The organism is Pseudoduganella rivuli, from assembly GCF_009674485.1.
Classification (GTDB): Bacteria; Pseudomonadota; Gammaproteobacteria; order Burkholderiales; family Burkholderiaceae_D; genus Rugamonas; species Rugamonas rivuli_B.
In genome coordinates, this window is the sequence record NZ_WKJJ01000005.1 from 26,191 (window position 1) to 47,195 (window position 21,005).

A 21,005-nucleotide genomic window follows, 5' to 3' on the forward strand; every position below is an offset into this window, starting at 1 on the left:
ATCAGGCGGGCGAATATGCCAGCCGTACATAAATAGGCGCAAACGGCTCTGCCTGGGTAATTTCAATCAGCGTTTCTTTTGCCAGTTCCAGCATGGCGACAAAGTTCACCACGACGACGGGAGGCCCTCCCGTGACGTCGAACAAATCGGCGAATTCCACGAAGCGGGCCGACTGCAGCTTGCGCAGGATGATCGTCATGTGCTCCCGCACCGACAATTCCTCGCGGCTGATCTTGTGGTGCTGCACCAGCCGCGCCTTGCGCATCAACCCGGCCCAGGCTGCCTGCAAATCTTCCGGCGACACGTCCGGGAAGACCGGCTGCAAGCTTTGTTCGACATAAATCTGCGTGCGGACAAAATCGCGGCCCACTTGCGGCAGCGCGTTCAAGTCCCACGCGGCCAGCTTGATTTGCTCGTATTCCAGCAGGCACCGCACCAGTTCCGCGCGGGGATCGTCCAGTTCCGCTTCCAGTTCCGGGGCCCGTTGCGGCAACAGCATGCGCGACTTAATTTCAATCAGCATGGCCGCCATCAGCAGGTATTCCGCCGCCAGTTCCAGGTTCGACAGGCGGATCTGGTCCACGTACTGCAAATATTGCAGCGTGACTTGCGCCATCGGGATGTCGAGGATGTTGAAGTTTTGCTTGCGGATCAGGTACAGCAGCAAGTCCAGCGGGCCTTCGAATGCTTCCAGGAAGATTTCCAGCGCATCGGGCGGGATATATAAATCCGTGGGCAGCTTCAGCAGCGGTTCGCCGTACAGGCGCGCTAGACCAGCAACCGCGGCAGTCCCGGCGCTGTCCGCGCCCTCAACCGCTGCGGCCGCCGTATTGTCCGCATCCTGTCCCGGCGCGTCAGGCGCCGGAGCGTCTTCGGCGACGGCGGCGCTGAGGTCCGCCTGGCCGTGCTGCGACATGCCTGACTGTCCGGCTTACAGCTTGTTCTGGTAAACGTAAGCTTGTTGTTTAACAGTCGACGCCTTGATGCGGTCCTGTTCGGACAGCGGGGTCGGTTCCTTGTCCCACAGCAGGGCGCGGCCCTGGCGCTGGCGGTCTTCCATGCCTGGCGTCTGCGCACGCAGCGATTTGATGAACTGGGTGTGGTCCGACTCGTACATGCTGAACTGTTTGGAGAATTTCATATCGTGAGAGGCTAAGAAATGTACAACAGGTATTTTACCGCGCCGCAGCAACCAAGGGTATGGGGAGTGCAATCTAAAAGCTGCACTGTGCGCATTTAAAACTTGTGGCGGATGCCGGTGGCCAGGGTCGTGCCGCTGGTGGACGTGCTGATCTTGTCGTAGACGCCCATGGCATACAGGTCGGTGCGCACCGACAGGTTGTAGTCATAGCCGGCGCTGATGGTGTCGCGGTGATAGGGCGCCTTGACATTGGTGCGCTCGTTGGCGCGCGCCCAGCCCACCATCCACTTGCCCGCGCCCTGCGGCACTGCAACGCCCGCATGCAGCATGCGCGTGCGGCGGCCCGTCAGTTCGGTCTTGTTGCGGTCATAGCTGGCAAATACCTTGGCCACCTTGAAATCGTAGGAGCCGCCTGCAAACACGGTGCGCTGGCTCGGCGCGGCGGCGGACTGGTTCAAGCCGTTTTTGACTTCCTGCACCGCCGCCGCCAGCATCAGCGCTTCCGTGTTATAGCGCAGCACGGCGATGGAATTGTTCCCGGCCGACGTGCCGGTGCGTTCGCCCAGGTTGACCTGGCCCACCACGCTGAAACCGCCGCCAAAGGTGGGCGACGTGTAATGCAGCGCATTGTTCCAGCCGGAATCGCCCATGATGGCCACGCCATAGCCGGCAATCCACATTTGCGTCATCAGCGGCGAAAACCGGGTGGAAAACCCGAACGGGTTCAAATTGCCCGTCAACTGGAACAGCGGGGAGGGCAGGCGGCCGATCTTGACCTGGCCCATATCGCCGTTCAGGCCCGCATAGGCGGCCCGCGTCAGCATGGCTTCGCCGGGTGTACGGCCCGCTTCGCCGGTGTCGGCGCGCATGAAGCCTTCAATGGCAAACACGGCGGAGGTGCCGCCGCCCAAGTTTTCCGTGCCGCCGATGCCCCAGTACGACGTCGTCATGCCGCCGCTGTTGGCCACGGTGGTCGAAGGCGTGCCGCTCATTTGCGAACGGCCCACGTACATGTCGACCAGGCCATACACCTGCACATTGGTCGCTTGCGCCAGGGCGGCGGAACTGAGCGGCGACAGGATGGCGGCCAGCACAACGGTGCGAGAAATGCGCTGCATGTGTTTCCCCTATGTGAAATCTTAAAATCTGGAAGTTGTATACACGGCAAGGTCGCGGTCCATTGTACGCCCGACATTCTTGAATGCAAGTTTGAGGATTCTCTGTGGCCGATCGCCGTTGTCGCCAATCCACATCCGGCGCTGAGCTATGGCAGGGGCTAGCACAGCTATACGCGCAGGCTGATCATTCAACGTGCGCCGTCCTTTATTCTTCGTTTCGGTCGCGGGTATCGGAAAGAACGCCGAAGCATTGCTGGTGGTGCGGCATGCGGATGGCCCTTTCATTGATACACACTGACTTTCTCCAAGGACGGGAATCTTCAGCCTGTCTTTCTTGGGCGCTCCTTCGGGGGCGCCATTTTTTTGCCCGTCAGCAGGGATTGATTGAAATGCGTAGAATCATTGCGCATGAATCCTTCCCTGAATCCCACCACGATACTGTTCCTGACCCTGGCGCCATTGCTGTGGGCCGGTAATGCCATTGTCGGGCGCATGGTGCACGACCTGGTGCCGCCGATTACGCTGAATTTCCTGCGCTGGGCGATTGCCCTGGTTATCCTGCTGCCGTTGGCCGGGCCGGTATTTCGACGCGACAGTGGTTTATGGCAGCACTGGCGCCGTTTTGCCATGCTGGGTTTATTAGGTATTGGCATGTATAACGCGTTGCAATACCTGGCCTTGCAAAGTTCCACGCCAATTAATGTCACGCTGGTGGCCGCCGGTATGCCGGTCTGGATGATGTTAACAGGCTGGATGTTTTTCGGTGCAACGATTTCGCGCCGCCAGGTATTGGGCGCGGTATTTTCCATCAGCGGTGTTTTACTGGTGCTGGCGCGCGGCGAATTAAATCACTTGCTGGAATTGCGGCTGGTGGCCGGCGATATGTTCATGATATTGGCCACGATAGCGTGGTCGTTATATAGCTGGCTGTTGACGCGCTCTTCCGAGCCTGCATCGCTGCGAAAAAACTGGGCGAGTTTCTTATTGGCGCAAGTGGCATTTGGCGCCGCATGGTCCGGTTTGTTTGCCGGCGGGGAATGGCTGGTGGCGCCACAGCATATCAGCTGGGGCTGGCCATTAATCGCCGCCTTAATTTATGTGGCCATCGGCCCGGCCGTGATTGCATTCCGTTGCTGGGGCGCGGGGGTGGAACGGGCCGGTCCCAGCGTGGCGGCATTTTTCAGTAATCTGACGCCATTGTTTGCCGCCCTGTTATCGTCGGCGTTTCTCGGCGATTTACCTCACCTTTACCATGGCGCCGCCTTTTTGCTGATAGTCGGCGGTATCGTCGTGTCGTCGCGTCGCGGCTGATTTTCCCTGGATGGTCGTGGAAACGGCGGCGTTTCGGCCTTTTTATGCCAGAAATTGGCGTGATTAAGCCAGAATGTGGCATAAAAGCGGCGAAAACCATGGCGCAGGCGTGCGCTGCGTCGATGCGGGGTTTGTTATGCTGGGGTAGCCGTGAAGGAGAATGCCATGCGCCGATTATGGATAGCGCTGGCCGCCGTGGCGGTATTGGCGGCGGGATGCCAGGATAAGCCGATCGACCCTTTAAAACCCAAAGTTGAAGTAATCCTGACGTTTTAAAGGGCTGGGCGATTATGAGCGGAGCAGCCGCCGCATGACAAACGGCGCCGGTTCCAGGGGATTGGCGTGCGTATATTCCAGCGCTTCCGCCAATTCGAATTCAAAGGCCATATAAAAGTCGATCAGCTTGGGCTGATCACTGCGCACGGCCAGCCGCAATTCACTGACGCTGGTTTCCAGTCCGTGGTGGATCACCGCTTCAATCAAATGCTGCGAGATATTCATCCCACGGTAGGCGGGTAAGACACCCATGCGCAGGATTTCCCATACATCCGTTTCGCCGTCCAATGGCAGCCAGCGGATCGAGCCGGCGGGCATATCGTCGACCAATAAAATAAAACCGCCGCCGTCCCGCAAATGCTGCGAGACGCGAACGGCGGTTTCCCGGTGACCACTGGATGTGACGCTGACTTTACCGGCCCACGCTGCACGCGTGAGCTCGGCAATTAATCTGGCATCGTCATCCGTGGCTTGCCGAACGACGATATTCATTAACGGATACGCATACCTGGTTCAGCACCCGGCCATGGATTCAGGATATAAATACCCGGGTTCTTGCCTTCATCGGCGGCCGATGCGGCCATCACCATGCCTTCGGAAATACCGAATTTCATTTTACGTGGCGCCAGGTTGGCTACCAGCACCGTTAATTTTCCAATCAAATCTTCCGGCTGGTACATGGATTTAATGCCGGAGAAAACATTGCGGTGACGGTTTTCGCCGGCATCCAATGTCAGGCGCAACAATTTATCGGAGCCTTCCACGTGTTCGCAATTGACGATTTTTGCGATGCGCAAATCGACTTTCATGAAATCGTCAATCTTGATTTCCGCGTCCAATGGCTCGATACCGTCATTCGGCGCCAATGGGGCCAATGGCGCAGGTTTTTCCGCTTTGGCCGGCTTTTCAGCTTTGACGGCAGGCGCGGTGCCGGCGGCGGCAATCTGGTTTTGCGCGTCGAACAAATCTTCAATCATCTTGGCATCCACACGCGTCATCAAATGCGTATAGGCGCCGATCGTGCGGCCCAGCATCGATTGATACACGGCGCCGGTCGACAGTTCCGTATCGGCCCACGTGTAGCGCTCGTCGTTGAGGAATTTCGCCACGTTGGCGGCGACACCCGGCAGTACCGGCGACAGCAGCACCGTCAATTGGCGGAACAGGATCAGCGCGGTGGTGCACACTTCGTGCAGTTCCGCCGTCTTGCTGTCGTCCTTGGCCAGCACCCATGGTTTGTTTTCATCGACGTACTGGTTGATGATGTCGGCCACTTCCATGATTTCACGCAGGGCCTTGCCGAATTCGCGCTGGTCGAAGTTGGCGCCGATATTGGCCTGGCGCTCCGCGCCGTTTTCCGTGGTCAGCGCGCGCTTGATCCACGCCATGGCGCTGTCGGACAGACTGGCCGCCAGTTTGCCGTCGAATTTCTTTGCAATGAAACCGGCGCAGCGGCTGGCAATGTTGACGTATTTGCCAATCAAGTCCGAGTTCACGCGGGCCACGAAGTCTTCGCCCGTGAAGTCCAGGTCTTCGACGCGGGAATTCAGCTTGAAGGCGATGTAGTAGCGCAGCCATTCCGGGTTCATGCCCAGGTTCAGGTAGCGCAGCGGCGAAATGCCGGTGCCGCGCGATTTCGACATCTTTTCATTGTTCACGGTCAGGTGGCCGTGCACGGCGACTTTCATGCGCTCGATGGTCGGGTGGCCGGCGAATTGCAGCATGGCCGGCCAGAACAGCAGGTGGAACGACACGATGTCCTTGCCGATGAAGTGGATCTGTTCCGTGCCCGGATCGGCCAGCAGCGCATCGTAATCGATGCCTTGTTTGCCGCAGTAATTCTTCAGGCTGGCCAGGTAGCCGACCGGCGCGTCCAGCCACACGTAGAAATACTTGCCCGGCGCATCGGGAATCGGGATGCCGAAGTAGGGCGCGTCGCGGGAAATATCCCAGTCCGCCAGCTTTTCACCGGCTTCGCCCAGCCATTCCGACACCTTGTTGACCATTTCAGGCTGCAAACGGCCCGGCGTGTTCAGCCAGTCGCGCAGGAAGGTGTAGCAGCGCGGATCGGACAGCTTGAAGAAATACTGTTCGGACGGTTTCAGCACCGGCGTGGCGTTGGTGAATACGGAGAACGGGTTCACCAGTTCGGTCGGCTGGTAGGCGGCGCCGCACACTTCGCAATTGTCGCCATACTGGTCCTTGGCGCCGCATTTCGGGCATTCACCCTTGATGTTGCGGTCGGCCAGGAACATGCCTTTGACAGGATCGTAGAAGCGGTCGACGGTTTTCGTCTGGATCAGGCCGGCATCGCGCAGCTTGCGGTAGATGCCTTGCGACAACTCCACGTTTTCCGGCGAATCCGTCGAATACCAGTTATCGAAGGCGATATGGAAGCCGTCCAGGTATTGCGCGCGGCCGGCGGCGATTTTCGCCACGAATTCCTGCGGCGTGATGCCTTCTTTCTCGGCGGCAATCATGATTGGCGTGCCGTGCGTATCGTCCGCGCCGACAAAATGCACTTCGCGCAAGCCATTGCCTTCGCGCTGCATTCGCTGGAAACGGACCCAGATGTCGGCCTGGATGTATTCCATCATGTGGCCGATGTGGAAGGCAGCGTTTGCGTAAGGCAGGGCAGTAGTGACGAACAGCTTGCGGGTCATAGTAATGCGCTTTGTTGGTGGAAAAACGGCCATTTTACCAGTGCTGGGCGTCGGTGCGCACCATGGCGGCTATTCGTGGGGACATACAGGCGCTATTTTGCGCTAGACTTCCGCATCGACTTACGGAGAACTTAATGAGCATTACCACTGAAGACGTCAAAGCAGCCCTGTCCCGAGTCGTGGACCCGAATACCGGCAAGGATTTCTGCGCCTCGAAGACCGTGCGCAACCTGAAAGTCGACGGCGGAGACGTTTCGTTCGATATCGAGCTGGGCTATCCGGCAAAGAGCCAGTTCGATACGATCCGCGCACTGGTCACCGGCGCCGTGCAGGCGCTGCCGGGCGCGGGGCGGGTGTCCGCTAATGTATACAGCAAGATCATTTCGCACACGGTGCAGCGCGGCCTGAAGCTGATGCCGAACGTGAAAAACATCATTGCCGTGGCGTCCGGCAAGGGCGGCGTGGGCAAATCCACCACGGCCGTGAACCTGGCGCTGGCGCTGGCGGCCGAGGGCGTCTCTGTCGGCATTCTCGACGCCGACATCTACGGCCCGTCGCAGCCGATGATGCTGGGCGTGTCCGGCCGTCCGGAAACCAAAGATGGCAAGACCATGGAACCGTTGGAAAACCACGGCGTGCAAGTGTCGTCGATCGGTTTCCTGATCGATCCGGACGAGCCGATGGTGTGGCGCGGCCCGATGGTGACGCAGGCGCTGCAGCAATTGCTGGAACAAACCAACTGGCGCGACCTGGATTACCTGGTGGTCGACATGCCGCCGGGCACCGGCGATATCCAGCTGACCTTGTCGCAGAAAGTGCCGGTCACGGGCGCCGTGATCGTCACCACGCCACAGGACATCGCGCTGCTGGACGCCCGCAAAGGCTTGAAAATGTTTGAAAAAGTCGGGATTCCCATCCTCGGCGTGGTGGAAAACATGAGCCTGCATATTTGCAGCAATTGCGGCCACCAGGAACATATCTTCGGCCAGGGCGGCGGCGCGAAAATGTGTGGCGACTTCGGCGTCGATTACCTGGGCGCGCTGCCGCTGCAACTGGCGATCCGCGAGCAGACCGATTCCGGCAAGCCGACCGTGGTGGCCGATCCGGATGGCGCGACGGCCGGCATCTATAAAGAGATCGCCCGCAAGGTCGCGATCAAGGTGGCGGAAAAAGCGAAAGACATGACCAGCAAGTTCCCGTCCATTGTGATCAAAAACGATTGATCAGGTGCATAATGCTGTTTTGTTAATCCTTAGGAGAAAACAGCATGAAACGCACTTTGATGACCGCAGCGCTGGCTTCCCTGATGACGCTGGCCGCTGCCGGCGCGTCCGCCCAATCCGTGTCGTTCGCCGAACCGGCGGACGGCGCCACCGTCACCAGCCCGTTCAAGGTCAAGTTCAACGTGACCGGCATGGACGTGAAGCCTGCCGGCGACATGGCCGCCAACACGGGCCACCATCACCTGATCATCAATGGCGACAGCCTGAAAGCGGGCGAATCGATTCCCTTCGATGAAAAGCACATGCACTTCGGCAAGGGCCAGACCGAAGCTGAGTTGAAGCTGCCACCGGGCCAGTACAAGCTGACCATGCAGTTCGCCAACGGCGCGCACCAGTCGTACGGCGCACCGCTCAGCAAGACCATCAACGTCACGGTTAAATAAACTTCGCGACGGCGCTGTTGTTTTAGCGTCAGCCGGGAGGCGGCATGCATTGCCGGTCTCGGTGCTCGGTGGCAAGCTGAGGGTTGTTCAATTTACCAGCGAGGCCGTATGACCCAGCGCCGTTGTGGAAGGTGGACCGTCTTGCTGCTGGCCGCTGCCGCCTTGGCGGCCCTGAGCGGCTGCGAAACCATGTCGCCCGATGAGTGCAAGGTGGCGAACTGGCGCGATATCGGCTTGCGCGACGGCTTGAAGGGCGAGCCCGTGTCGCTGCTGAGCGAGCGGTCCGGCGATTGCGCCAAGGCCGGTGCGCGGGTCGATACCGTGCAATACATGGCCGGCAGGGAGCAGGGCTTGCAGAATTTCTGTCGGCTCGACAATGCCGTGCCACTGGGCTTGAGCGGCGCCAGCTATGCAGGGGTCTGTCCGCCGATGGTGGACATCGAATTCCGCCGGCGGCACCAGGCGGCCCGCGCCGTCTACGATTTGCGCGGCCGGGTCAGCGAACTGGGCGGGCGCAGCGAGCGCCTGCAGCGCCGCCTGCGCGATGCCGACCACGACGAAGACAAGCAATTGAAAGCCGCGGACAAGGACGACGACCGCAAGCGTATCCGCAAGGAATTCGAAGACCGCCGCCGCCAGTTGCGGCAGGAATTGCATGAGCTGGACCGCAACACGGGCCGCGCGCGCGACGACTTGCGCTCGGCCGAATACACGCTGGACCACCTGTATTGATGCCGCCGGGCGCATGGCTACATGCGCCCGCGCACTCCCACGCGCGCGGTGACATCGCCTAAAATAGCACCTTTATCCTTTCGCACTGACCCCATTCATGACCACCGCAACTCCCGTTCGCACCCGCTTCGCTCCCAGCCCGACCGGCTTTCTTCACCTCGGCGGCGCCCGTACCGCCCTGTATTCGTGGGCGTATGCACGCCATTTCGGCGGCACCTTCGTGCTGCGCATCGAAGACACGGACCTGGAACGTTCGACGCCGGAAGCCGTGCAAGCCATCCTGGACGGCATGAAATGGCTGGGCCTGGAGCATGACGAAGGCCCGTTCTACCAGATGCAGCGCATGGACCGCTACCGCGAAGTCGTGGCGCAGATGCTGAATGACGGCACCGCGTACCACTGCTATTCGTCGCCGGAAGAAGTGCAGGCCATGCGCGACCGCGCCACGGCGGCCGGTGAAAAGCCCCGCTACGACGGCACCTGGCGTCCGGAAGAGGGCAAAGTGCTGCCGCCCGTACCGGCCGACCGCAAGCCGGTGGTGCGTTTCAAGAATCCGCTCGATGGCGAAGTCACGTGGAACGACGTGGTGAAAGGCACCATCACCATCGCCAACAAGGAACTGGACGACCTGGTGATTGCCCGTCCGGACGGCACGCCGACGTATAACTTCTGCGTGGCGGTCGACGACTGGGATATGCGGATCACGCACGTGCTGCGCGGCGACGACCACGTCAACAACACGCCACGCCAGATCAACATCCTGCGCGCGATCGGCGCCAAGCTGCCGGAATACGGCCACCTGCCGATGATCCTGGGGCCGGATGGCCAGAAACTGTCGAAGCGCCATGGCGCCGTCAGCGTGATGGAATATCCGGCGCAAGGCTTCCTGCCGGAAGCCATGCTGAATTACCTGGCGCGCCTGGGCTGGAGCCACGGCGACGATGAAATCTTCTCGATGGAGCAGTTCGCCGAGTGGTTCAACCTGGAAAGCCTGACGGCGTCGCCGGCCCAGTTCAACAATGAAAAGCTGGCCTGGCTGAACAACCACTGGATCAAGCAGGCCGACAACGCCCGCCTGGCGGAACTGGTGAAGCCGCGCATGGCCGAGGCGGGCGCCGTGTTCGATGGCGCGCCGGACTTGCCGGTGGTGCTGGCGCTGCTGAAAGACCGCACCAACACGACCAACGAACTGGCGGACGCCGCCATGCTGTTCTATCGCGCACCGCAGCCGGACGCGGCGCTGGTGGCTCAGCATGTGACGGATGCCGTCAAGCCGGCGCTGGCCGCGTTCGCGGAGCGCATTGCCACCGTGGAATGGACCAAGGAAGCAATTGCCGCCATGATCAAGGAAGTGCTGGCGGCGCACGGCCTGAAAATGCCGCAACTGGCGATGCCGCTGCGCCTGGCCGTGGCCGGTCAATTGCAGACGCCGGCCATCGATGCCGTGCTGCAATTGTTTGGACGCGACACTGTGGCGGCCCGCGTAGCAAAATTCCTGTAACTTTTTTCCAAGATTGCATACAGGTATTTGCATTCTCGGGATCGTCTGCTATACTCCTGTCTTCTTCGCAAACGGGGGTATAGCTCAGCTGGGAGAGCGCTTGCATGGCATGCAAGAGGTCAGCGGTTCGATCCCGCTTACCTCCACCAGTTTGAGAAGAAAATAGCAGTAAATGTAGCAAATAAGTTGTTCCAGGGTCCCCATCGTCTAGAGGCCTAGGACATCACCCTTTCACGGTGAGTACCGGGGTTCGAATCCCCGTGGGGACGCCAAAGTGGCATTGTTGTACTGGTTGTTTTGCTTCCGGTTTTACCGGGAAAATGCATCAGTGGTAACGAAGTCGCCCTGGGCGGCTTTTATTTTGTCTGCGCCAGCGGGGGTATAGCTCAGCTGGGAGAGCGCTTGCATGGCATGCAAGAGGTCAGCGGTTCGATCCCGCTTACCTCCACCAACAGCGCAGACAAGGCAGTAACGCAGTACCGTCCGGGTCCCCATCGTCTAGAGGCCTAGGACATCACCCTTTCACGGTGAGTACCGGGGTTCGAATCCCCGTGGGGACGCCAAGATTTTGTAGTGGCAGTAAATGTAGTCGTAGTAAAAGTTCTGCGCCAGAGGGGGTATAGCTCAGCTGGGAGAGCGCTTGCATGGCATGCAAGAGGTCAGCGGTTCGATCCCGCTTACCTCCACCAACAGCGCAGGATATGTTGTATCGGAAAGTTCAAGGTCCCCATCGTCTAGAGGCCTAGGACATCACCCTTTCACGGTGAGTACCGGGGTTCGAATCCCCGTGGGGACGCCAGTTTTACCGTAGTAGTCAGTTCTGCGCCCGGGGGGTATAGCTCAGCTGGGAGAGCGCTTGCATGGCATGCAAGAGGTCAGCGGTTCGATCCCGCTTACCTCCACCAACAGCGCAGAATACGTTGTATCGGAAAGTCCGCGGTCCCCATCGTCTAGAGGCCTAGGACATCACCCTTTCACGGTGAGTACCGGGGTTCGAATCCCCGTGGGGACGCCACAGAAAAGCTACCGCCACCGAGGCGGTTTTTTTTCGCCTGTGATTTCTCAAAAAGTTCCCCGTTGGCCCGTTGCACCAGTCAATCTTGTTGCGATTGCATGTTGACGAATCTGACCTAAACTGAACGACGTCCATGGTAACCATTCGAAGTTGCCGGACATACCGGGAGACGGTCATGGAACTGCACATGCACTCGCATCGCTGGGTTGCACGCCAGCCGGATTGGGCGGCGGCAGCGGTCGCCGGCTTTGGCGCCGGCGGTATCCTCATGGTCCTGGAGCTGGCATGGACCGCATTCATCGCCAAGGGCGACCCGTGGCTCGCCACCCGCATGATCGCGGCCATGGTCATGGGCTGGGACGTGCTGCAATCGACCGGCTACAGCCTCGGCGTCGTGGTGGCCGCGCTGGCCGTGCACTACATCCTCGGCATCGCCTTCGGCATCATGCTGGCCGCCATCATCGCGCCATTCCAGCTCGATTCGTCGACGCCGATGGTGCTGTTCACGGGCGCCGTGTTCGGGCTGGTGCTGTACGTGCTGAACTTCTACGGCATGGTTGGCGCCTTCTCGTGGTTTGCCGAATTGCGCGGCTGGCAGACCGCCATCGGGCATGTGATCTTCGGCATGTCATGCGCCTATATCTATCGCAGGATGGAAAATCCGTAGCACCGCAGTAGTGGTTCGTTGGGCTTTCAAGTAGGGCCGGGGGAGTTGCCGGATCAAGCGCAGCGTTACGTTCGCGCCCAGGCGGCACTCCTTTCAGAGCGAAGCATCTGACTGGCGGGGGCTGCGTATGGCGCTTGCATTGATCCTGATTGTCATCGGCACGGTGGCGTTCCACTTTGCCAGTCCCTGGTGGCTGACGCCGCTTGCATCCAACTGGCAGCAAATGGATGACGCGCTGATGCTGACGCTCTACATCACGGCCGCCATCTTCATCATCATCAACCTGTTCGTCGCCTACGCCGTCATCAAATTCCGCCACCGCGACGGTTTGCGCGCGTCGCGCGAGAGCCACAATAAAAAACTCGAATGGTGGCTGATCGGCGTCACCAGCCTGGGCATCGCCGTCATGCTGGCGCCGGGGCTCGATGTGTACGCAAAGCTCATCAACGCGCCGACGGACGCCATGCAATTCGAAGTCATGGGGCAGCAATGGCAGTGGCATTACCGCTTGCCGGGCCGCGACGGCAAGCTGGGCAAAACCGATGTCAGCCACATCTCGCCGGACAACCCGTTCGGCCTCAGCGACCAGGACCCGAACGGGCAGGACGACGTGCTGGTGGAAAGCCAGGAAATCCATATCCCCGTTGGCCGCGCCGTGAAGGTCATGCTGCGTTCGCAGGACGTGCTGCATGACTTTTATGTGCCGCAATTCCGCACCCGCATGAACATGGTGCCGGGCATGGTGACGTCGTTCTGGTTCACGCCCACCAGGACCGGCAAATTCGAAGTGCTGTGCGCGCAACTGTGCGGCGTTGGGCACGCGAACATGCGCAGCTGGGTCATCGTCGATGAGCCGCCGGCTTATGCCGCGTGGCTGGCGGGGCAACCGACGTTTGCCGCGAAAAAAGCCGGCGTGTCCGCGGCGGCCGGTGCGGCCGGCGCCGGGGCCGGCGCGGTGGGCGCGGGCGGGGACGCGGGTGCGACCGCCGGTGCCGATATCGCTACACAAGGCAAATTGCTGGCGCAGGCGCGCGGCTGCGTGGCTTGCCACTCCGCCGATGGCGCGCCCGGCGTGGGGCCGACGTGGAAAGGGTTGTACGGCAAGAATGAAGCACTGGACAACGGCAGCAGCGTGGTGGCGGACGACGCTTACCTGAAGCAGGCGATTGCCGATCCCAAGGCCAGCATCGTCAAGGGCTATCCGCCCGTGATGCCGCAGCAACCGTTGTCGGAGACGGAGCTGGCGGCGCTGGTGGGCTACATCAAGACCTTGAAGTAGGGGAGGCGGCGATGGCGGACGACGGACACGAACACGCTCATGGACTCGATCATGGGCCGCAAAGCTGGGTCACGAAATATGTGTGGAGCCAGGACCACAAGGTCATTGCCGTGCAATACACGATCACGGCCATCTTTGTCGGCCTGGTGGCGCTGGTGCTGTCCGACCTGATGCGCCTGCAACTGGGCTACCCGGGCAAATTCGCCTTCATCGACGCGCAGCGCTATTACCAGTTCATCACCATGCACGGCATGATCATGGTGGTGTACCTGCTGACAGCGTTATTCCTCGGCGGTTTCGGCAATTATTTGATTCCGCTGATGGTGGGCGCGCGCGATATGGTGTTCCCGTTCCTGAACATGCTCAGTTACTGGTTTTACCTGGCGTCCGTGCTGATCCTGATGGGCAGTTTCTTTGTGCCGGGCGGGCCGACCGGCGCGGGCTGGACCCTGTATCCGCCGCAAGCGATCTTGCCCGGCACGCCCGGGGTCGACTGGGGCATCGTCGTCATGCTGGTGTCGCTGGTCGTGTTCATCGCGGCGGCCACCATGGGCGGCCTCAATTACGTGACGACGGTATTGCAGGCGCGCACACGCGGCATGACGTTGATGCGCATGCCGCTGACGGTGTGGGGCATCTTCATCGCCACCATCCTCGCGCTGCTGGCCTTCCCCGCGCTGTTCGTCAGCGGCGTCATGATGCTGTTCGATAAGGCGCTCGGTTCCAGCTTCTTCATGCCGGCCGTGGTGTCGATGGGGCAGCACCTGGACCACAAAGGCGGCAGTCCGCTGCTGTTCCAGCACCTGTTCTGGTTCTTCGGCCACCCGGAAGTGTATATCGTGGCCTTGCCCGCGTTCGGCATCATTTCCGATCTCGTCAGCGTGCATGCGCGCAAGTGCATCTTTGGCTACCGCATGATGGTGTGGGCCATCGTCATGATTGGCGGGCTGAGCTTTGTGGTCTGGGCCCACCACATGTACGTCAGCGGCATGCACCCATGGTTCGGCTTCTTCTTCGCCACCACCACCCTGATCATCGCCGTGCCGACGGCGCTGAAAGTCTATAACTGGACCCTGACCTTGTGGCGCGGCGATATCCACCTGACGGTGCCCATGCTGTTCGCGCTGGGCTTCATCAGCACCTTCGTGCTGGGCGGCGTCACGGGCCTGTTCCTCGGCAATGTCAGCGTCGATATTCCGCTATCGAACACGTATTTCGTGGTGGCGCACTTCCATATGGTGATGGGCGTGTCGCCGGTGCTGGCGGTGTTTGGCGGCCTGTACCACTGGTTCCCGAAAATGAGCGGGCGCATGTATAACGAAGCACTGGGCAAGCTGCATTTCTGGGTCACGTTCATCGGCGCCTATGCGATTTTCTTCCCCATGCATTACCTGGGCATCCTCGGCATGCCGCGCCGTTATTACGCCTACGAGAATTACAGTTTCATTCCGCCGTCGGCGCAAGTGATGAATGAATTCATTACCATCGCCGCGCTCATCGTGGGCGTGGTGCAACTGGTGTTTGTATTCAACTTCATCTACAGCACGTTCCGCGGCCAACCGGCGGGCGGTAACCCTTGGCGCGCGGCCAGCCTGGAATGGTGGACGCCGCAGACGCCGCCCGTGCACGGCAACTGGGGGCCGGAACTGCCGGTCGTGTACCGGGGCGCCTATGACTACGGCCATCCGGGCGCCGACACGGATTACCTGCCGCAAACCACGGGGCCGGACGATGGCGGCGGCGATCACGCCGCGCATCCGGGGTTGGCGCCCGGACTCAATGAAGGGAAGCCCGCATGAACACCTTCGTCCATCCGGCCGGCACGGCCGCGCTGCCCGGCGCCACGTATACGGCGCGGCGCGCGGGCTTGTGGGTCTTCCTCGGCGTGATCACGTCGCTGTTCATGCTGTTTGGCGCCGCGTACGTGATGCGGATGGCGATGGCGGACTGGCAGCCGCTGCGCTACGTCCCGTGGCAGCTATGGCTCAGTACGGCATTGCTGGTGTCGGCGTGTGTCGCGTGGGAAGTGGCGCGGCGCCGCGCGCACCAGGCGGACGGGCGGCGCGCCGGCGTGGCGGGATGCGTATTGTCGGTGGCCTTCCTGGGTGTGCAGTGGTGGGCGTGGCAAGCGATGATCGCCATGCAATACCGGGTCGACGGCAATCCCGCCGACAGTTTCTTTTTCATGTTGACGGGGCTGCACGGTTTGCACGTCATCGGCGGCTTGCTGGCCGCCGTGCTGGCGGGCAGGGCGCTGTTGCGGGGCGGGGAAGCCATGGGCGGGCTGGCGCGCTACCGGCTGGCGGGCAGCATTGCGCTGTGTGCGCAGTACTGGCATTACCTGCTGGGCTTGTGGCTGGTGTTGTTTGCGCTGCTGTTCTGGGTGACGCCGGAATTCGTGCAAGTCGTGTGTGAAGGCGTCGGCCTCCGGCCGCCGCAGCCGAGGTAACGGAGGCCGCCATGGAAACGCAAGGCTGGGGTGGGATCGTCAACGATTTGTCGGCGGACCGCGAGGCGTACCACGTCCCGTGGGGCAAGCTGATGATGTGGATATTCCTGCTCAGCGACACTTTTATATTCGGCAGTTTCCTGACGGGCTACATGACGGTGCGGCTGGGGGCGACGCAGGCGTGGCCGAATCCCAGCGAAGTGTTCGCATTGACGATCGCGGGCCATACGTTGCCGCTGATCCTGATCGCCATCATGACCTTCGTGCTGATCACCAGCAGCGGCACGATGGCGATGGCGGTGAATTTCGCGTACCGGGGCAACCGTCAGGTGGCGGCACGGCTGATGATGGTGACGGCGCTGTTTGGTGCAATGTTTGTATGCATGCAAGCGTTTGAGTGGAGCAAGCTGATCCACGAAGGCGTGCGGCCGTGGGCCAATCCCATGGGGGCGGCGCAATTCGGTTCCTGCTTTTTCATGATCACGGGATTCCACGGCATGCACGTGTCGGCCGGCGTGATTTACCTGCTGATCGTGGCGCGCCGCCTGGCGGCGGGACGCTATGACCACGGCGCGAATGGCGCCCATGGTAGCAGCGGCGGCAAATACGACATCGTCGAAATTGCCGGTTTGTACTGGCACTTCGTCGACCTGGTCTGGGTGTTCATCTTTGCATTGTTTTATCTGTGGTAGGAGGCGCCATGTCCAACGGGACCGCCGCCGCATCGGGGCATGAGGCGGGACACACACAGCACCCGATCGGCATTTACTTCAAGATCTGGGGCTGGCTGTTTGTGCTCAGCACCTTGTCTTACCTGGTCGATTACTTCCACGTGCAAAGCTATTTGCGCTGGACCCTGATCCTCGTGCTGATGATGTTGAAGGCCGGCTTGATCGTGGCTTTCTTCATGCATTTGAAATGGGAGCGGCTGACGCTGATCTATACCATCATCGTGCCGCCGCTGGCCTTGCTGGTGCTGGTGGCGCTGATGCTGATCGAGGGCGATCACACGTTCCTGACCCGCATGGCGTTTTTCAGTTGAGGCTCCAACCTTGATATTCGTCAACGGTGCGTGCTAAAATGCGCGCACGCTTCACGACGTCCCCATCGTCTAGAGGCCTAGGACATCACCCTTTCACGGTGAGTACCGGGGTTCGAATCCCCGTGGGGACGCCAAACCAGCTGATCAAGCTGAGCGCAGTGTGCAGTAAGTGATTCAAGGCCACGACAGATTTTCTGTCCCCATCGTCTAGAGGCCTAGGACATCACCCTTTCACGGTGAGTACCGGGGTTCGAATCCCCGTGGGGACGCCAGACAAGCCCGCATGGGCTGAGAGTAAAAGCCGCCCAGTGCGGCTTTTTTCTTTTGAGGTATTGCCATGTCCACCACGCTCGCCATCTTTTGCAAAGTCATCGATAACTATGGCGACATCGGCATATGCTGGCGCCTGGCGCGGCAACTGACGGCGGAGCACGGCGTGGCCGTCACGCTGTGGGTGGATGACCTGGCCAGCTTCCGCCGCATTTGCCCTCCGGTCGACGTGGCGGCCGGTGTGCAAACCGTCGACGGCGTCACGGTGCGCCACTGGCAGACGCAGGATGCGGCGTACGCGCCGGCCGACATTGCCGATATCGTCATTGAATTTTTTGGCTGCGACATCCCGCCCGCGTATATCGAAGCCATGGCGGCGTGCGAACCCCGCCCTGTGTGGCTGAACCTGGAAGGCTTGACGGCGGAAGAGTGGGTCGAGGGATGTCATACCTTGCCGTCGTCGCATCCGCGCTTGCCGTTAACCAAACATTTTTATTTCCCCGGCTTTACCGGCAAGACCGGTGGCTTGTTGCGCGAAACCGGACTGGCCATCGAGCGCCACGCATTTCAGCATGACGGCGCGGCCCGTGGCGCATTCCTGTCGCGGCTGGGCGTGACGCAGCAGGAACAGCAAGCCATGCTGGTGTCGCTGTTTTGCTATCCGTATGCGCCGGCGGCGGCGTTGATGCAGGCTTGGCAGCACGGCGCACAGCCAGTGGCCTGCCTGGTGCCGGAAGGCGTTGCCGCGGACGCCGTGCAAGCGTTCTTCGGCCACCCGGCCAGGGCAGGCGATGTGGCCACGCGCGGCGCGCTGACCGTGCGGGTGCTGCCGTTTATTCCGCAGCCCGATTACGACCGCCTGTTGTGGGCCTGCGACCTGAACTTCGTCCGTGGCGAAGACTCGTGGGTACGGGCGCAGTGGGCGGGCAAGCCCTTCGTCTGGCATATCTATGCGCAAGATGAAAACTTGCACCACAAGAAATTGCGGGCATTCCTGCAACGCTATGCGGCCGCCGCCGTCGATGCTGCGCTGGGCGATTTCTCGCTGTGCTGGAATGGTGCTGCGGCGCCGGAACAGCAGGGCGGCTGGCCGGACTTGTGGCAGCGCTTGCATGCCGCCTTGCCAACGCTGGCGGCGAGCGCTGCCGCATGGGAGCAGCAAATGCTGGCGCACGGCGACCTGGCTGCCAACCTGCTGCGGTTCGCCGCGTCGCTGCGGTAGACGCTCACTGAAAAAACCGGCATAATGCGCGGTTACTCTGCAACGTATTTTTTCCGATCAAACCTGGGCTGACGGCGTGAGCCAACAGGCGCAGATGATTTTTACGCAACCTACTTTTTAAGTAAATTCGCTATGAAACCCGCAAAAGAAATTCGTGTTGGCAACATCATCATGGTTGACGCCAAGCCCTTCATCGTTCTGCGTTCCGACGTCAACGGTTCGAGCCGCACGGGCTTCACCTACAAATGGAAGATGAAAAACCTGCTGACGAACGCTCCGATGGAGAACGTCTTCCGCGGTGACGACAAGTTCGACGTTGTGGTCCTGGACAAGAAGCCAGTGACCTACTCGTACTTCGCCGACCCACTGTACGTCTTCATGGATGAAGAGTACAACCAGTACGAAATCGAAGAAGAAAACATGGGCGAAGCCATCAACTACCTGAAAGACGGTATGGAATGCGAAGCCGTGTTCTACGATGGCAAAGCAATCTCCGTGGAACTGCCAACCACCATCGCCCGTAAGATCGTTTACTCCGAGCCAGCTGTCAAAGGCAACACCTCGGGCAACGTGCTGAAAGAAGCCAAGATCGAAAACGCGATCGAAGCCAAAGCCTTCACCATCCAGGTTCCGCTGTTCGTAAGCCAGGACGACGTGATCGAGATCGACACCCGTACCAACGAGTACAAGAAAGTCGTGCGTAACTAATTTACGCTGACCTGGAAAAAAACGCTGCAAATTTTGCAGCGTTTTTTTTGTCCCTACGGTATCAAGGCCTCAACCTGCCCACGCCGTGAACGCCATGCCGTTCTGCATGACCCCGATCAGCGCCGCCTGGTTTTCCGCACTTTCCGCGAAGCTGGCCAGCACGGCCGATTGCGATGCCACGCCTGTGTCCAGGATATTGAGCCAGTAATTGAACCCGGCCGCATCCGCGCTACGGTGCAGCACGTGGTTGTAGAACAGGTTCAGCGCGGTGGCGTTGGTGGGGTTGGCGCCATAGACGGATTGCGCTTCCGCACCGGCCAGGAACCAGCGCGCCACATCGAAGCGGTCGGTGCCGTTATCCATTTGCTTGATCCAGTAACCGAGCCCGGCCGCGTCCGGCGTGCGGTCGAAGGCTGCCTGGTACAGACGGTAGGCGACGCCGGCATTGCCATAGACGTCGTACGCCACATCGGCATTGGCGAAGTGCAGGCGCTCCACGTTGGCCAGCACGTCCACGCCATCGGCGCCCGTGTTGTCCGTGATGGTCAGGCCGCCGGCGCCGGAGGCGACCGTGTAATTGGCGCGCGCGCCCTGGTAGACAGCGGTATCGACGCCACCGCCGCCATCGATGACGTCATTGCCGCCCAGGCCTGTGATGCGGTCGGCGCCCTGGTTGGCATTGACGGTGTCGGCGCCGGCAGTGCCATTGATGGTCTGGCCTGTCGTATCGCCAAAGCCGCTGCCGACCTGGACTTTCACGAGGTTGCGTACGTCGGCGGCATTGCCGGGCGCGTATTTGTAATTGGTGTACAGCACGCTGAGGTTGTCGTTGGCCAGCGCGCCGCCTTCCAGGTAATTGTAGTCATCGGCGGCGCCGCTTTGCGACAGGCGCGACACGGCGCCTGTTTGCATATCCTTGATAAAGATATCGGTTTTGCCATCCGCGTCGCCCGCCGTGAAGCGGCCCGTGCTGGAAAATACGATGTAACGGCCATCGGCGGAAATCGACGCATCGCTGGCATCGCCGACGACTTGCGCTCCATCGGCCGTGACGGAAGCGCGCACGGTTTCGCCGGTCAGCAAATCCTTGCGGAAGATGTCGCGCGTGCCGTTGGTGTCGCTCTGCACCAGGTTGCTGCCCTGGCTGGCGAAGACCACGTAGCGGCCGTTGGCGGAAAACGCCGCGTGGTCGCTGTTGCCGTTGGAAGCGTTGCCGGAAGAATCCGTGCTGACCCGTTGCAGGCCGCCGGTCACCGTATCCTTGACGAAAATATCCGCATTGCTGCTGTCGTTGGCGACCAGGTTGCCGGCATAGCTGGTGAACGCCACCAGCCGCCCGTCGGATGAAATGGCGATTTCCTTGCTGTCGGCATCGGCCTGCACGCCGGCCGCCGTGGTGGAGATGTTCCGCACGGAACCCGTTTGCAAATCTTTGACGAATACGTCATCGTGGCCATTGGTATCCGTGGCCACCAGGTTGGTTGCCTTGCTGAGGTAGGCGACATAGCGGCCGTTGGCGGAAATCTCGGCGTTGTAGCTGTGGCCATTGGCGTCCGCGCCGCTGCTGTTGGTCGAGGCATTGGTCAGCGTCCCGGTCGTCATGTTCTTGACCATGATGTCGACCAGCGCACTGCCATTCGCATATTGGAAGGCAATGGTCTGGCCATCGGCGCTGAGGGCGGCGCCGGATGAGGCGCCGGTCAGGGGCGCGGTGCTGCCGGTGGCGGAAGATGCCAGCGAAATCGTGCCGGACTGTAAGTCGCGGACATAGACGTCGGTGGCCAGGTTACTGTCGGAACCCAGCAGGTTCTGATTGGTCGTGAAGGCGGCATAGCGGCCGTTGCCGGATTGGCGGGGGCCGATATCGGAGGCGGTAACGCTGCTTTGGATGATAGTTGATGTGTTAGCTTGCATTATCGTAAGAAAAGTGTCTTAAAGGTTGTCG

General features: G+C 60.6%; 19 protein-coding genes and 10 tRNA genes. 23 read left to right on the forward strand and 6 right to left on the reverse strand.

All coding sequences use genetic code 11. The features are described 5' to 3' along the window. Position 1: 1 nt before the first annotated feature. From GJ700_RS09025 to GJ700_RS09035, 3 genes are all read right to left on the reverse strand, one after another. The gene (locus GJ700_RS09025) at positions 2 to 916 is read right to left on the reverse strand and encodes a segregation and condensation protein A (protein WP_154372873.1); all 915 of its coding nucleotides are present in this window, start codon (positions 914 to 916) and stop codon (positions 2 to 4) included. Between the two features lie 15 nt (positions 917 to 931). Then, positions 932 to 1,141 (reverse strand): DUF3460 family protein, encoded by a 210-nt coding sequence (locus tag GJ700_RS09030; RefSeq protein WP_154372875.1) that lies wholly within the window; start codon positions 1,139 to 1,141, stop codon positions 932 to 934. A gap of 95 nt (positions 1,142 to 1,236) precedes the next feature. After that, positions 1,237 to 2,259: a porin gene (locus GJ700_RS09035; protein ID WP_154372877.1), complete on the reverse strand. Its 1,023-nt coding sequence runs from the start codon at positions 2,257 to 2,259 to the stop codon at positions 1,237 to 1,239. Positions 2,260 to 2,667: 408 nt separating this feature from the next. On the opposite strand from GJ700_RS09035, the gene GJ700_RS09040 reads away from it, so the two are divergent. Next, entirely contained in the window at positions 2,668 to 3,570 is a 903-nt protein-coding gene (locus tag GJ700_RS09040) for a DMT family transporter (RefSeq protein WP_154372879.1), read from the forward strand. Positions 3,571 to 3,858: 288 nt separating this feature from the next. Here the strand turns inward: GJ700_RS09040 and GJ700_RS09045 are convergent, their stop codons facing one another. Together GJ700_RS09045 and metG are read right to left on the reverse strand one after the other, a co-directional pair. Continuing rightward, positions 3,859 to 4,338, reverse strand: a complete 480-nt coding sequence (locus GJ700_RS09045; RefSeq protein WP_154372881.1) for a GNAT family N-acetyltransferase — start codon at positions 4,336 to 4,338, stop codon at positions 3,859 to 3,861. Beyond that, positions 4,338 to 6,509 (reverse strand): methionine--tRNA ligase, encoded by a 2,172-nt coding sequence (gene metG / locus GJ700_RS09050; protein ID WP_154372883.1) that lies wholly within the window; start codon positions 6,507 to 6,509, stop codon positions 4,338 to 4,340. Before metG ends, GJ700_RS09045 begins: the two co-directional genes overlap by 1 nt. Positions 6,510 to 6,643: 134 nt before the next feature. Between metG and apbC the strand changes: the two genes are divergently transcribed. The 22 genes from apbC to GJ700_RS09160 all read left to right on the forward strand — a co-directional run bounded on the left by apbC (position 6,644) and on the right by GJ700_RS09160 (position 19,060). Next, positions 6,644 to 7,732, forward strand: coding sequence for an iron-sulfur cluster carrier protein ApbC (apbC, locus tag GJ700_RS09055; protein ID WP_154372885.1), 1,089 nt, complete (start codon positions 6,644 to 6,646; stop codon positions 7,730 to 7,732). Between the two features lie 44 nt (positions 7,733 to 7,776). Next, positions 7,777 to 8,175 (forward strand): DUF4399 domain-containing protein, encoded by a 399-nt coding sequence (locus GJ700_RS09060; RefSeq protein ID WP_154372888.1) that lies wholly within the window; start codon positions 7,777 to 7,779, stop codon positions 8,173 to 8,175. 108 nt (positions 8,176 to 8,283) lie between these two features. Next, entirely contained in the window at positions 8,284 to 8,907 is a 624-nt protein-coding gene (locus GJ700_RS09065; protein WP_154372891.1) for a DUF2799 domain-containing protein, read from the forward strand. Between the two features lie 97 nt (positions 8,908 to 9,004). Further along, entirely contained in the window at positions 9,005 to 10,408 is a 1,404-nt protein-coding gene (gltX, locus tag GJ700_RS09070; protein WP_154372893.1) for a glutamate--tRNA ligase, read from the forward strand. Between the two features lie 73 nt (positions 10,409 to 10,481). Then, positions 10,482 to 10,557: transfer RNA gene (locus tag GJ700_RS09075), tRNA-Ala, on the forward strand. Positions 10,558 to 10,604: 47 nt separating this feature from the next. Continuing rightward, positions 10,605 to 10,680: transfer RNA gene (locus GJ700_RS09080), tRNA-Glu, on the forward strand. 103 nt (positions 10,681 to 10,783) lie between these two features. Further along, positions 10,784 to 10,859, forward strand: a tRNA-Ala gene (locus GJ700_RS09085). A gap of 36 nt (positions 10,860 to 10,895) precedes the next feature. Next, a tRNA-Glu gene (locus tag GJ700_RS09090) sits at positions 10,896 to 10,971 on the forward strand. A 50-nt stretch (positions 10,972 to 11,021) separates the two neighbouring features. Further along, positions 11,022 to 11,097, forward strand: a tRNA-Ala gene (locus GJ700_RS09095). Between the two features lie 34 nt (positions 11,098 to 11,131). Continuing rightward, positions 11,132 to 11,207 (forward strand) — tRNA-Glu (locus tag GJ700_RS09100). Positions 11,208 to 11,237: 30 nt separating this feature from the next. After that, a tRNA-Ala gene (locus GJ700_RS09105) sits at positions 11,238 to 11,313 on the forward strand. Between the two features lie 34 nt (positions 11,314 to 11,347). Continuing rightward, positions 11,348 to 11,423, forward strand: a tRNA-Glu gene (locus GJ700_RS09110). Between the two features lie 175 nt (positions 11,424 to 11,598). Then, on the forward strand, positions 11,599 to 12,090 hold the full coding sequence (locus GJ700_RS09115; RefSeq protein WP_154372895.1) for a hypothetical protein: 492 nt from the start codon (positions 11,599 to 11,601) through the stop codon (positions 12,088 to 12,090). Between the two features lie 121 nt (positions 12,091 to 12,211). Further along, a complete protein-coding gene (locus GJ700_RS09120; protein ID WP_195763851.1) occupies positions 12,212 to 13,369 on the forward strand; it encodes a cytochrome c oxidase subunit II in 1,158 nt (385 codons plus the stop codon). Positions 13,370 to 13,380: 11 nt separating this feature from the next. Continuing rightward, positions 13,381 to 15,168, forward strand: coding sequence for a cytochrome c oxidase subunit I (locus tag GJ700_RS09125; RefSeq protein WP_154372899.1), 1,788 nt, complete (start codon positions 13,381 to 13,383; stop codon positions 15,166 to 15,168). Further along, a complete protein-coding gene (locus GJ700_RS09130; protein WP_154372901.1) occupies positions 15,165 to 15,818 on the forward strand; it encodes a cytochrome c oxidase subunit 3 in 654 nt (217 codons plus the stop codon). The genes GJ700_RS09125 and GJ700_RS09130 overlap by 4 nt, the downstream gene beginning before the upstream one ends. 11 nt (positions 15,819 to 15,829) lie before the next feature. Next, complete coding sequence (locus GJ700_RS09135) at positions 15,830 to 16,510, forward strand: heme-copper oxidase subunit III family protein (protein WP_154372903.1); 681 nt, start codon at positions 15,830 to 15,832, stop codon at positions 16,508 to 16,510. An 8-nt stretch (positions 16,511 to 16,518) separates the two neighbouring features. Beyond that, entirely contained in the window at positions 16,519 to 16,860 is a 342-nt protein-coding gene (locus GJ700_RS09140; protein ID WP_154372905.1) for a cytochrome C oxidase subunit IV family protein, read from the forward strand. 58 nt (positions 16,861 to 16,918) lie between these two features. Continuing rightward, a tRNA-Glu gene (locus GJ700_RS09145) sits at positions 16,919 to 16,994 on the forward strand. A gap of 62 nt (positions 16,995 to 17,056) precedes the next feature. Beyond that, a tRNA-Glu gene (locus GJ700_RS09150) sits at positions 17,057 to 17,132 on the forward strand. Positions 17,133 to 17,197: 65 nt separating this feature from the next. Beyond that, positions 17,198 to 18,352: an elongation factor P maturation arginine rhamnosyltransferase EarP gene (gene earP / locus GJ700_RS09155; RefSeq protein ID WP_154372908.1), complete on the forward strand. Its 1,155-nt coding sequence runs from the start codon at positions 17,198 to 17,200 to the stop codon at positions 18,350 to 18,352. A gap of 132 nt (positions 18,353 to 18,484) precedes the next feature. Beyond that, entirely contained in the window at positions 18,485 to 19,060 is a 576-nt protein-coding gene (locus GJ700_RS09160; protein WP_154372911.1) for an elongation factor P, read from the forward strand. A 69-nt stretch (positions 19,061 to 19,129) separates the two neighbouring features. On the opposite strand, the gene GJ700_RS09165 is transcribed toward GJ700_RS09160, so the two are convergent. Continuing rightward, positions 19,130 to 20,974, reverse strand: a complete 1,845-nt coding sequence (locus GJ700_RS09165; RefSeq protein WP_154372913.1) for a DUF4214 domain-containing protein — start codon at positions 20,972 to 20,974, stop codon at positions 19,130 to 19,132. Between the last annotated feature and the right edge of the window lie 31 nt (positions 20,975 to 21,005).